Source organism: Natrialba sp. SSL1 (assembly GCF_001861355.1).
Taxonomy (GTDB): Archaea; Halobacteriota; Halobacteria; order Halobacteriales; family Natrialbaceae; genus Natrialba.
On sequence record NZ_MASN01000001.1, the window covers coordinates 92,274 to 104,721 of the forward strand.

Sequence of the window (12,448 nt, forward strand, 5' to 3'; positions counted from 1 at the left end):
AAACGTTCGCATAGTAAGAACTCTATTATGTATCTCCTGTCACCTGTGGTGAGTACGTTCCAGGACGGACGCCCGAAGATAAACACTTGTATACCGAACCTGCCCTAGCCCTAACATACCCAGATGACACGGACAGCCGAAAAGATCAATGCACTCGTTCGGGAGGACTCCTCGATGACCGAGGCACTCGAGTCCATCCGGGCGACAGCCGACGAAAACGGCGGCGAAGTCCAGTGGGGCGACGTCAGTGACGATCTGACGAGCGGCCAGTGGGGTCGACTGATCGAGAAGGGCGTATTGGTCGACGGCGATGAGGGCTTCGAAATCGCCGACCGCGAAGCCTACGACGAGGCGCTCGACGGTGACGGAACCGGTTCGGCCTTCCCCGACGCCGACGTCGATATCGACGCAGAAGCATCCAAGTGGTCCCAGTGGGACAAACTCGCCGGGGTCGGCTCGCTCTTGCTGATGTTCGGCTACTGGCTCGACCCGGTTCGCGACACGGTCGGTGGAACGCTGAATCTCCTGCTCGGACCGCTCGATGCCGCGCTGCCGTTCTACGCCGTCATCCTCTCCGTTGCACTCCTGACGGGGCTCTACTCGACGCTCTTGCAGGCAAATCTGATGAACCCCGAGGTGCTCGGCAAGTACCAAAAGCGGATGAAGGCGATGCAGGACAAACAGCAGGACGTTCGTGACCGCAAGCAGGAAGCCGAAGAACGCGGTGCGAGCGAGGCCGAACTCGAGCAACTCGAAAACGAACTCGAACAGGTCCGCGAAGAGCAGATGGAGGCGATGGCCGAGAACATGGGGATGTTCAAAGAACAGATCCGTCCAATGGTCTGGATCATGCTGTTTACGATCCCGATCTTCCTGTGGATGTACTGGAAGATCCACGGCGGAAACGTCGCCGGTGCTGAGTGGACCGTCGTGATGCCGATCGTCGGTGTCGTTGACTGGACCGACGGCGTTATCGGCCCGATGCCGGCCTGGATCCTCTGGTACTTCCTGTGCTCGATGGGCTTTACCCAGCTGCTCCGGAAGTCGCTCAACATCGATATGACCCCGTCGACGACCTGACGTCGGGACCCACACCGATTCGGTGATCGTAACTGGTGGGTGTCGTGCCCATCCCGCATCGATTCTGTTCTATTCTGCTCTGTTCTCAGACCCCGTGAACTCTCGAATCACGTACTCTCTGTCCACCCAGCTCGTGGACGCATCTCCGCTGCTGACCAATGCTCGAGAGTGTTCACACCTACGCCCACGCCCAAACCCCCACTCACACCACTCCACCGATTCAAAACCCATTTTACCCGGCACGGCACAGATAACATATGTTACTGACCGTCTCTGGCCCGCCAGGCAGCGGGAAGAGCACCACCGCCGAATTGCTCGCCGACGCGTTCGATCTCGACCACGTCAGCGGCGGCGACATCTTTCGCCAGCTCGCGGACGAACGCGGCTACACCCCACTCGAGTTCAACAAACTCGCAGAGGAGAACGACCAAATCGACCGCGATCTCGACCGGCGACTCCGTGAAATCGCCGTCAAGGAAGACGACCTGGTACTCGAGTCCCGGCTGGCTGGCTGGCTCGCCGGCGACCATGCGGACTTTCGGTTCTGGCTCGATGCGCCGCCAGCGGTTCGTGGCGAGCGAATCGGCGAGCGTGAGGACAAGGACCCAGACCGTGCGACGGAGGAAACCCAGGCTCGCGAAGCGAGCGAGGCCCAGCGCTACGAGGAGTACTACGGGATCGACATTCGTAACCTGACCATCTACGACCTCTCGGTCAATACGGCTCGCTGGGAGCCCGACGCCGTCCTCGACATGCTCGTCACGGCCGTCGAGGAGTACGATGCCACAGGTGACGAGGGCCAGGCTGCCGTCCCACTCGAGTACGATATCTAGCATGACTCGACGCCAGCGTCTCCGCCCCGCACCGGGCGACCGCACACCAGCCGAACTCCTGCAGTTCGGCGTCGTCAATCTCGATAAGCCACCCGGTCCGTCCTCACACCAGGTTAGCGGCTGGCTTCGCGATGCCGTTGTCGATGCGCTGGCGGAGGCTGATCACGGTGGGGAGGGCGGCAGTGACAGCAAAAGCAACAGCAACAGCGACAGTGACAGTGACAGTGATACCACCCCAACAATCGATCAGGCAGCCCACGCCGGCACACTCGATCCCAAAGTCACCGGCTGCCTCCCAACCATGCTTGGCGATGCAACCCGCCTCGCACAGGTCTTCCTCGAGGGACACAAGGAGTACGTCGCGGTACTCGAGTGCCACGGCTCGATTCCGGCGGACGCCGCATCGACGGTCGCCGAATTCGAGGGGCCGATCTATCAGAAGCCGCCGCGAAAGAGTGCGGTCTCGCGCCGGCTTCGCGTCCGCGAGATTTACGATCTGGAAGTCCTCGAAGAGGGCGACCGCCAACTGCTGGTACGGATTCGCTGTGAGAGCGGTACCTACGTCCGAAAGCTCTGTCACGATCTCGGGCTGGCACTCGGGACTGGCGGCCACATGGGACACCTCCGACGAACAGCGACCTCGCCGTTCGACGATACAGATCTCTACACCGCGACGGAGTTTCTCGACGCACTGGCGTTCTGGCTCGAGGACGACGATCCAAGCCTGCTGTACGACATCGTCGATCCCGCCGAACGGATCCTCGAGGCGGTTCCGCGCGTCATAATCGACTCGACGGCTGCACGGGAAGTCGCAGAAGGCGCGCCGGTTTACGCACCGGGGGTACAGGAGGTCGACGCTGAGACTGTACTCGAGCGCGGCGATCTCGTGGCCTGCTATACTCAGGTTGGCTCAGCGGTCTGTCTCGGCGAACTCGTTGGTGATCCCGATGCGGAATCGGGTGTCGTCGTGGATCTCGAACGTGTCCTCGTTTGAGTTGCGGTTATCCCCCGCCCCGCCACACCGTCATCATAGCGTGTCGCAGCCAGTGTCTTCCGTTCAGATTCGCGTTCCCGTAGCGGTCAGCATGCCTCGAACGGAGCCTGAAACGACACGCTTAAACAGCAGACACTCATCGTATCACGTGCGGGACCGTGGGGTAGTGGTATCCTCTGCGGATGGGGTCCGTAGGACCCGAGTTCAATTCTCGGCGGTCCCACTTTTCCGAAGGTAAAATGGGAGTACGAGATGCAGCTTCGCGGCATCTCGGTGGGTCCCACTCGAAATCACCTGTGAGCTGATGGCACCGGTTAGAGAAGCGAGTAGCGAACATCACCGAACCAATCGAATTCGGGCGCAGTTATCACCCTCTCACCGGAAATGGGCAATCCAGTTCGATTCCAGTACGATATGGGGCGAATACTTGGACTACGCTTATCCGGCACAGCCCACTCATACGAATGATGGCAACCTCCCCGAAACCCCAGTCCCCAATCACCACGGATGAGCTCTGTCGCCGGATCGTCGAGGCGGTTGCAGCACACGAACAGTGCGATGTAACCGACCTCCCACCGCTGTACAATGCCGTTGAACCGGACGCTGTCTGTAAGCTCTTTGCATCGACTGCAACACACAACCGGCCGACTGGCCAGGTGACGTTCACCTACTGCGAGCATCGCGTCACTGTCGATGCGTCCGGTTCGGTTTCGGTCGAACCGACGGGCTAAGATCGCGTTCCCTCCGCCTCACTCCGAAATGTCGCCTTCAGTTCTTGCCGTCGTTTCCGAGACGACGTACCGTGCAAGCTTTCGCTTCGTGTGGGATTCGACGAGATGGTCTTCGAGTCGCACCTCCTGTGGCGACTCCCGACAGAGAGGACATTCGATGGGTGCTCTGGACGCCATATGCGTTGCACGCGGGTGAGCACGAAAAGAGTTGGCCGGCCACCGGATACCCGGACCGAGTGGTTTAACTCGCCGCCCTCGAACCACTCGAACGAATCGATGACTGTCGTCCTCGCCGGTGTCGGTGCCGATAGCACGAACCTCGGAACGCTCGGGCCGCTGTACGACGACGGCCGTTTCGAGTATATTCCGATCCCAGAGAAAACGAGTAAGACGACGGAATCCGAAACGCTCGGCTCCTGGACGCTCCAGCACGACGACCGCACCGCTGCCGACCTTACAACCCGAATTGAACCCCAACCCGTCCGCGGCGGCGTCGAAACGGTCTCCGGTGACGCACTCGAGAACTGGCCGTTTCACCACGACCCGAATTTCGAGGCGCTGACGTATGGCGAACACCGAACCAGCGGGTACCTGTCGCGACTCAGTGCACTCGAGTCGGGTGATGCTGTCGGCTTCTACGCCGGACTTCGTCGACCGGACGGTGGCCGTGCTCACCGGTATCTGATCGGCTACGTCACGGTCGACCGAGTCGATGTCGTGACTCCGGAGACGCCTGCGGCCGAGCGTGCGGAGATTCTGGCAGCACATTCGGACAATGCCCACGCGAAGCGGGCCCGCGATGATGGCCTCTATCTCGCGGATAAGTCGGTCGTCTTCATCGACGGCCGCGAACCGGGTGGGCTGTTCGACCGGCACCCGATTCGACTCAGTGAGTACGAGGTTAAACCGGGCAACGAGCGCGCACAGTACTACCTTCGCGATGAAATCGCAGCGGAGTGGGCAGTCACGGAAGGTGGCGAGAATATGATGTACAAACCGGCCTACCGCTGTGAGTGTACGGGCGAAGAGTTTAGACGGCTAGTTGGGCCGCTCGAAGAGAGAACCGACCCGGATGCAGCGATTGGTCGCTCGAGCACACGTTGACACGTCGCTCGTGCCCATCTGCTGTCCGTCCTGACTCCGTACGTCCGATGAGAGAATCGGTCAGTTTCTTGTAGCGATCCCCCGAAGACCACGCAAGTGACCGACGACACCGCCGACAGTTCGGGATCGTCCCGCCACGACCGCATTCGCCGCCATCCGACACCGGGCGCACGGAACTCCCTCGCCCACTGGACGTCGGCGAAACACCCGCTCCGCGTCGCGATCAACTACATTTTCGTCTGGCTCGCCCGCATCTCGCCGAGCCTCCGTCTTCGCCGCTGGTGTCTGCGCCGCATCGGTGTTACTGTCGGCACTGGCGTCTCCTGGGGACTCGAGGCGACCCCAGATACCTTCTGGCCAGAACTGATCACACTCGAGGACCACGCAATCGTCGGCTACGATGCGACGTTGCTCTGCCACGAGTTCTTGCAGGACGAGTATCGGACGGGCGAGGTCGTCGTCGGCGAACGGGCGATGATCGGGGCGGGTGCGATCGTCCTTCCCGGTGTCGAAATCGGTGCGGATGCGAGCGTGGCGGCGAACTCGCTGGTGACCCAGGACGTGCCCCCGGGGACCACCGTCGCGGGTGTACCCGCACGGCCGATGGGCGGGCACTCGAGTGACCAGTCGGACGGTGACGACGGGGCTGCGGGATCGGAGTGAGTCGGTTTTCGATTGTTATTTGGTGTGGTTTGTCGTGTGACGGTTTGGTGCACTGCCGGCGGTGTTGCGTACCGATGTCGCTCGTCGATGGAGCGTGCTGAGGGTGGTAGACGAAACTGAAACGGACTCACTGATCGAGTTACCACTCTTTGGCAGTGAGTCGGACGAAAAACGGCGTCGAGTTCGTTCTCGGTTCCGATGTCAGGACCTGTTCTGTTCTGTTCTGATTCGACCCGGACAGTGATTCCGTTCTGTCCGCGTTCCGGCTCGTCTACAGCGACGACCAGGACTTGCGGGCCTCGTTCCAGGAGGTGACGCTGGCGATCCACTTGGCGGCGATCATTTTCTTCAGGTTCTTTGCGGGAATGCCGCCGAAGGTGTCGACCGGCAGCGAAACGCCGAATGCCGGCTTGACTTCGTGGGCTACTGCCTTGTCGCCGACGGAGACGACGGTCCCCTTGTCGTCGTACTCCCAGGTCTTGAGCGGGCGGTTCTCAATCGCACGCGAAATGTTCTCGCCGACGACCTCGGCCGCCTGCCAGGCAGCCTGTGCAGTCGGTGGTGCAGGGCGGTCACCCTGATCGATTAGCGCAGAGTCACCGATTGCGAACACGTTTTCCTCAGTTGTCTGGAAGTTCGCCTCGACGTTGACGCGGTTGTGTTCCTTCTCGAGTTCGGCCTCGTCGAGCGCGTCGCGACCGGTGATGCCACCGGTCCAGATGAGCACGTCGTGCTCGAGTGGTTCGCCCTCGTCGAACTCGATGACGTCGTCTTTGGCCTCCGTGATCGGGTCGTCCGTGTGGATGCGGACGCCGGCGTCCTCGAGGAGGTCGCGAAGCGCCTGTTGAATTTCGGGATCGTTACCGGGGAAGATTTCGTCGAGTGCCTCGACGAGGTGGATCTCGATCGGAGCGCGGTGGTTGTCGCGGAACTCCGCGATTTCACCGGCGGTCTGGATCCCGGAGAGACCGGCACCGCCGACGACGACCTGCGCGGGCTCGCCGCGGGTCGCGTCCTGGCTGGCCTGGGTGATCTCCTCATGGATTGCCATAGCGTCGTCGAGGCTCTTCAGGGTGAGCGAGTGCTCTTCGAGGCCGGGAATGCCGTAGTAGGCGGTCTGACTGCCCAGTGCGACGAGCACGTAGTCGTAGTCGACGTCGTCGCCCTCGGCGAGTTCGACGACCTGTTCGTCGACGTCGAGACCGACGACATCGTCCTGGATGAACCGGGTCGACGGATCGGCGATCTGGTCGACCGGGAACGTGATGTCCGAGCGAACGTCCGGGTCGCGGACGACGCGGTGGGCCTCGTGGAGAACGAGATGGTAGTCCACGTCAGCAATCCAGGTTAGCCGCGCGCTGCCACCGAGTTCCGACTGCAGCTTGGAAACCGCACCGGTACCGGCGTATCCAGCACCGAGCACGACGACGTTATCAGTCATACGTCACACTCTGAAACACTACGATACAAAGGTGTTGGAACTCGTGTCTGTATGTTCTGTGATGACACACCACCAGTGGTGGCAGTTACTGCCACACTAACTGTCGTCCACACCACTTCCGGACCCACCGTCGTGGCGTCGACAGGTTTAGGGTTAGATGGGTCTAAACCCGAATAGGATGATGCTGAGCGACGTGATGGAAGACTACCTCAAGGCGATCTATCAGCTCCAGCGCGACCACGACGAACGGATCAAAACGTCCGAAATCGCAGAGGCACTAGATGTCACGTCGCCGACCGTCACCAGCATGCTCGAGAAGCTAGAAGACCGCGGACTCGTCGACCGCGAGAAGTACCGCGGGGTCACGCTCACCGATGAAGGTGAGACGGTCGCACTCGAGGTCGTTCGCCACCACCGACTGCTCGAGGCGTACCTCACCGAGCACCTCGATTACGACTGGTCCGAAGTCCACGCCGAGGCAGACCGCCTCGAACACCACATCAGCGAGGATTTCGAACAGCGCGTTGCGGACGCCCTGGGCGAACCAACAGTCGACCCACACGGGTCGCCGATCCCGAGCGCGGACCTCGAACCACCGGAGCGGCCCGACGGCAAATCAGTCACCGAGTTCTCGGAAGGGGACGTCGTCGTGGTCGAGGAGGTGGCCGACCGTGATCCGGAGGTCCTCTCCTATCTCGCAAACCATGGCGTCGAACCCGGCGTTGAACTCGAGATTCTCGAGGTCGCACCCTTCGGCATGGTGACCGCGCGCTCGAGTGCGGGCGAGGAGGACGTGTCGCTTCCAGAGGGTGTCGCCCACCACGTTCGAGTAAGCCCGCCCGCCGAAGTCGAATCGTAATTCCTCACCGCAGTCCGTGCCGTCCCGATCAGCAGGGCTTTGCTCTCTCGCCTGTTCCACCACTGTCTTGCCCGATCGTCCTCACACTCGAGTTGGTCTATTTCTGCGGATTAGATTGTATCTAACGGTACATCCCGTGAGTAAACTATAAGTTTAGAGCCGTCTAAACCTCTACCAATGAGATGCCAATCGATGCTGTGGAGGCGGATCGTTCGTGAGTGACTATATGTACGATCGCGTCCCACGGTGGGTCCTCGCTATCGGTCCCGTTGCAATCCTCATCGCGGTTTTCGGAGTACTGTACCTGACATCGCCGTTCGGTGACCTCTCTGGGGTCGAGGAAGCAAGCACACTCGAGATCCTCTGGATGCTGACGATCATCGGTGCGATCGCGGGAATTATTCCGGTCGTTATCGGGATGCTCTGGTTCCCGTTCATCCGCGACCTCGATCCACGATATCTGCACGCCTTCCTGGCGCTGGCTGGCGGTGTGCTCGCGTTCATCGCCGTCGAGATGGTGGAAGATCTGATCTTCGATTACAGCACTGAAGTCACTGATACTACGGTAGCTGGTCTCTCTGTCGGCGGGTCGACGCTTGCTGCAGTAACCGCAGTCGTCGGCGTCGGCGGAACGTTCGCCGTCATGTACGCCGCAAGCGAGTGGCGTCAGCGCAAGGCAACGGAAAGCGAGAAGAGCGGTCTCGAAATCGCCTATCTCGTCGCGCTCGCACTCGGACTGCACAGCATCGGTGAGGGGCTGGGAATCGGCGTCGCCTACATCCAGGGTGACGCGACGCTGCTCATGTTGCTCGTGCTGGCGTTCGTTATGCACAACGTGATGGAAGGACCGACAGTCGTCGCTGCAGTCGCCCGAGACAGAGCGACGCCGCCGCTGCGACACTTCGCTGCAATGGGCATCATCGCTGGCGGTCCGGTCATCCTCGGCGGCTGGCTCGGCAGTTTCGCCCAGTCGAACATCCTCGCCGTCCTCTGCTTTGCGATCGCGATCGGTGCGATCCTCCAGGTGCTCATCGAGGTTGCAGACCTCATCCGATTCGACGCTGAGGACGTCTTCACCCGAACCAATACGGCGACGTTCTGTATCGGATTCGCCCTCATGTTCCTGCTCGAGGACGTCCTCGTCGACGTGCTTCTCGAGGGCTGGCTGATACCGGTCTGAGTCGGCTTTGGTTCGCCTGTCCGTCGCACAACGCCTCCCGTTTTCCTTATTGGGTGTCCTACCCGACCCTCGTCACCGATCGGAGTCGCTACTGACACTGGTCCATCGCGACGCTGCGTCATTGTCGCTCGCTCCCACGTCAAAACCCTGCCACTGCCCGACCGTACCCGTCGGGTTTAAGGAATCCAATTACGAATAATTCACCATGTCATCAATCGAACTGACCCCCAGTCAGAAGAAAATCCTTCGCGCGCTTACAAACCTCCACAAAGAGTCCGAAGACGCCATTAAAGGCGAGGACATCGCCGAACAGGTAGACCGCAACCCCGGCACCATCCGCAACCAGATGCAGAGTCTCAAAGCCCTCCAGCTCGTCGAGGGCGTCCCCGGCCCAAAGGGCGGCTACAAGCCAACCGCCGCCGCCTTCGAGGCACTCGAGATCCAGCAGATGGACGACCCCGCCTCGGTCCCACTCGAGCACGAGGGCGAACCGGTCACCGACGTCATCGTCGAAGAGATCGACCTCTCGAGTGTCCACCATCCAGAGCTCTGCCGTGCCGAGATTCACATGCAGGGTGCGATCAGCGGGATTCACGAGGACGACGAGGTAACCGTCGGCCCGACGCCGCTTTCGAAGCTCGTTATCGACGGTCGCGTTGACGGGAAGGACGATACGAACAATATTCTCATCCTGCGTATCGAGGATATGCTCGCGCCGGCCGAAGAACCTGAGCACTGAGGGGTCACAGTCGAATCTGTTCTCTCATCTGCTGTTCTCTCGCTTCACCTAGCAGTGCCACTGGTTTGAGTACAATTCCCGACTACAGCCGCCGTTTGCAGTGAACTGCGCTGTTGGTGAGTGGAAACGAACTGCTACCGTCCTGCTGTCGTCCGACTCACGCCGTACTGTCGTCACCAGCGTTGTCGCTCGAACCGTCCCAAAAGCAGTGATCAGACCGGTTTGTGGAGTGGCAGTGGGCAATGGCCTGAATGCGGTCGATTCAGCTGACTCAACCTGCCCTGCCTGAATGCAGCCTGAGTTAGTTCGCCGCGTCCGCTTCGACCGTCTCTGTTCCTTCGTCTTCACCTTCGTCATCCGCCTCGCTCACTGCCGCCGGAATAACGTCGACGCTAGCGACCGCATCGCCGTCTTCGGCGTCCATCACGATCACGCCCATGGTGTTGCGCCCAACCGTCGAAATCTCGTCGACGCGGGTGCGAACGATCTGGCCGCGCTCGCTCATCATCACCAGCTGGTCATCTGCCGAAACCGCCTTCGCGGTCGTGACGGGACCGTTTCGCTCGCCCGTCTTGATGTCGATCAGCCCCTTGCCGTAGCGAGACTGGGTGCGATACTCAGAGAGCGGCGTCCGCTTGCCGTAGCCGTTCTGCGTTACGGTCAGCAGATCCTGCTCGTCGCCCTCGTCGGTGGCGACCAGTCCGGCCACGGCGTCGTCGCTCTGGAGGTCGATGCCGTTGACCCCGCGAGCGTTGCGCCCCATCGCCCGGACTTCGTCCTCGTCGAACCGAATGGTCATGCCGTTCTCGCTGGCGATGACGAGGTCTTTGGTGCCGTCGGTAACCTCGACATCGACGAGTTCGTCGCCATCCTGCAGGTCGGCGGCGATGATCCCGGTCGAACGGATGTTGTCGAACTCCGAGCCGGCGGTTCGCTTGACGTAGCCGTGTCGGGTCGCCATCGTAACGAACTCCTCGTCACCGAAGGCATCGGTGTCGACGATGGCCGTGATATCCTCGCCGGGATCGAGGTCGAGGATGTTGACTGCGGATTTCCCGCGGGCCGTGCGCCCCATCTCGGGAATTTCGTAGGTCTTGAGCTGGTAGACTTTGCCCTGATTCGTAAAGCAGAGCAGGTAGTCGTGGGTGTTCGCCCGGAAGACCGTTGCGACGCGGTCGTCTTCCTTGACGTCCGCGCCGATGATCCCCTTACCGCCTCGACCCTGGGGGTCGAACTGGCTGATCGGCATCCGCTTGACGTAGTCGTCTTCGGTCATGACGACGAACACCTCTTCTTCCGGGATGAGGTCCTCGTGGGTGACCGTCCCCTGGTCCTCGATGATGGAGGTCCGACGGTCGTCGTCGTACTCGTCTTTGATCTCGCGGAGTTCCGCTTTGATCACCGAGAGCAGTTCCTGCTCGCTCTCGAGGATCGTCGTCAGGCGCTCGATCTCGGCCTGCACGTCTTCGTACTCATCTTCAATCTCTGCGGCCTCCATCGAGGTGAGGCTGCCGAGTTGCATCCGGACGATGTGAGTCGCCTGCTCTGCGGAGAAGTCGTAGGCTTCCTGCAGCGCCGCCTTCGCGTCGTCGCGGGTCTCGCTGTTGCGGATCAGATCGACGACATCCTCCGCGTTCTCGACGGCCTTTAGCCGGCCTTCGAGGATGTGTGCGCGGTCTTCTGCCTCTTCGAGATCGTACTCGCTGCGCCGGCGAACGACCTCGCGGCGGTGGGCGATGTACTCCTCTAGGGTCTCCTTCAGCGAGAGCACCTGCGGCTGGCCGTCGACCAGCGCGAGGTTGATGACGCCGAAGGTCCGCTCGAGATGGTTCTCGAGTAGCTTGTTTTTCACGACCTCGACGTTCGCCCCGCGCTTGCACTCGACGACGATGCGGACGCCGTCGCGGTCGGACTCGTCGCGCAGGTCCGAGATCCCCTCGATATCACCTTCGGTGACGTCCTCGGCGATGCGCTCGACGAGGCGGGCCTTGTTCTCCTGATAGGGGAGTTCGGTGATGACGATCCGCTCGCGGCCCGACTTCCACTCCTCGACCTCGAACTCGGCGCGAACGCGAATGCGCCCGCGGCCGGTCTTGTACGCCGAGTAGATTGCGTCGCGACCGACGATGTTCGCTCCGGTCGGGAAGTCCGGCCCCTTGACGTGCTCCATCAGGTCTTCGACCGTCGCGTCGGGGTCGTCGATCAGTTCGATCGTCGCGTCGATGATCTCGCCCAAGTTGTGCGGCGGGATGTTGGTCGACATCCCGACGGCGATGCCCGAGGAGCCGTTGACCAGCAGGTTCGGGAACGCCGACGGAAGGACGTCCGGTTCCTGCAGACGGTCGTCGTAGTTCGACGAGAAGTCGACCGTATCCTTGTCGATGTCCTCGAGTAGCTCCTCGGAGACGGCGGCCATTCGGGCCTCAGTGTACCGGGGTGCTGCGGCCGGGTCACCGTCCATGGAGCCGAAGTTCCCCTGCCCGTCTACGAGCGGGTAGCGCATCGAGAAGTCCTGGGCCATGCGGACCAGGGTGTCGTAGATCGCGCTGTCGCCGTGGGGGTGGTAGTCACCCATCGTCTCCCCGACGATCGAGGAGGACTTGCGGTGGGACGACCGCGAGGTGACGCCCATCTCGTGCATCGCATACAGGATGCGCCGGTGGACGGGCTTCAGGCCGTCCCGGACGTCCGGGAGGGCACGACCGGCGATGACGGACATCGCGTAGTCGATGTAGCTCTGTTCCATCTCGTCTTCGATGCGGACGTTTTCGACCGCACGAGCCTCTACGTCTGTCGGATCGGGTACGTCTGAACTCATGTCTGT

General features: G+C 61.3%; 12 protein-coding genes and 1 tRNA gene. 10 read left to right on the forward strand and 3 right to left on the reverse strand.

Annotated elements, in window-relative coordinates; translation table 11 throughout:
• The first annotated feature begins 123 nt into the window (after positions 1-123).
• From BBD46_RS00485 to BBD46_RS00505, 5 genes are all read left to right on the forward strand, one after another.
• The gene (locus BBD46_RS00485; protein ID WP_071399816.1) at positions 124-1,080 is read left to right on the forward strand and encodes a DUF106 domain-containing protein; all 957 of its coding nucleotides are present in this window, start codon (positions 124-126) and stop codon (positions 1,078-1,080) included.
• A 257-nt stretch (positions 1,081-1,337) separates the two neighbouring features.
• Complete coding sequence (gene cmk, locus BBD46_RS00490; RefSeq protein ID WP_071399817.1) at positions 1,338-1,913, forward strand: (d)CMP kinase; 576 nt, start codon at positions 1,338-1,340, stop codon at positions 1,911-1,913.
• 1 nt (position 1,914) lies between these two features.
• Positions 1,915-2,907, forward strand: a complete 993-nt coding sequence (locus BBD46_RS00495; RefSeq protein WP_071399818.1) for an RNA-guided pseudouridylation complex pseudouridine synthase subunit Cbf5 — start codon at positions 1,915-1,917, stop codon at positions 2,905-2,907.
• Between the two features lie 152 nt (positions 2,908-3,059).
• Positions 3,060-3,130: transfer RNA gene (locus BBD46_RS00500), tRNA-Pro, on the forward strand.
• 244 nt (positions 3,131-3,374) lie between these two features.
• A complete protein-coding gene (locus BBD46_RS00505) occupies positions 3,375-3,638 on the forward strand; it encodes a HalOD1 output domain-containing protein (RefSeq protein WP_071399819.1) in 264 nt (87 codons plus the stop codon).
• An 18-nt stretch (positions 3,639-3,656) separates the two neighbouring features.
• Here the strand turns inward: BBD46_RS00505 and BBD46_RS22445 are convergent, their stop codons facing one another.
• The gene (locus BBD46_RS22445; protein WP_171908124.1) at positions 3,657-3,815 is read right to left on the reverse strand and encodes a hypothetical protein; all 159 of its coding nucleotides are present in this window, start codon (positions 3,813-3,815) and stop codon (positions 3,657-3,659) included.
• Between the two features lie 99 nt (positions 3,816-3,914).
• Here BBD46_RS22445 and BBD46_RS00510 point away from each other — a divergent pair, with 99 nt between their 5' ends.
• Entirely contained in the window at positions 3,915-4,742 is an 828-nt protein-coding gene (locus tag BBD46_RS00510) for a hypothetical protein (protein ID WP_071399820.1), read from the forward strand.
• Positions 4,743-4,838: 96 nt separating this feature from the next.
• The gene (locus BBD46_RS00515; RefSeq protein ID WP_071399821.1) at positions 4,839-5,405 is read left to right on the forward strand and encodes an acyltransferase; all 567 of its coding nucleotides are present in this window, start codon (positions 4,839-4,841) and stop codon (positions 5,403-5,405) included.
• Positions 5,406-5,676: 271 nt separating this feature from the next.
• Here the strand turns inward: BBD46_RS00515 and BBD46_RS00520 are convergent, their stop codons facing one another.
• Positions 5,677-6,846, reverse strand: coding sequence for an NAD(P)/FAD-dependent oxidoreductase (locus BBD46_RS00520; RefSeq protein WP_071399822.1), 1,170 nt, complete (start codon positions 6,844-6,846; stop codon positions 5,677-5,679).
• Positions 6,847-7,024: 178 nt separating this feature from the next.
• On the opposite strand from BBD46_RS00520, the gene BBD46_RS00525 reads away from it, so the two are divergent.
• The 3 genes from BBD46_RS00525 (at position 7,025) to BBD46_RS00535 (ending at position 9,624) form a co-directional block, all read left to right on the forward strand.
• A complete protein-coding gene (locus BBD46_RS00525; protein WP_071399823.1) occupies positions 7,025-7,705 on the forward strand; it encodes a metal-dependent transcriptional regulator in 681 nt (226 codons plus the stop codon).
• A 214-nt stretch (positions 7,706-7,919) separates the two neighbouring features.
• Positions 7,920-8,885 carry a ZIP family metal transporter gene (locus tag BBD46_RS00530; protein ID WP_084777629.1) on the forward strand — a complete coding sequence of 322 codons (966 nt, stop codon included), beginning with the start codon at positions 7,920-7,922 and terminating at the stop codon, positions 8,883-8,885.
• Between the two features lie 205 nt (positions 8,886-9,090).
• Positions 9,091-9,624, forward strand: coding sequence for an Rrf2 family transcriptional regulator (locus BBD46_RS00535; protein WP_006651567.1), 534 nt, complete (start codon positions 9,091-9,093; stop codon positions 9,622-9,624).
• 301 nt (positions 9,625-9,925) lie between these two features.
• Here the strand turns inward: BBD46_RS00535 and gyrA are convergent, their stop codons facing one another.
• Positions 9,926-12,442, reverse strand: coding sequence for a DNA gyrase subunit A (gene gyrA / locus BBD46_RS00540; protein WP_071399825.1), 2,517 nt, complete (start codon positions 12,440-12,442; stop codon positions 9,926-9,928).
• Positions 12,443-12,448 lie beyond the last annotated feature (6 nt).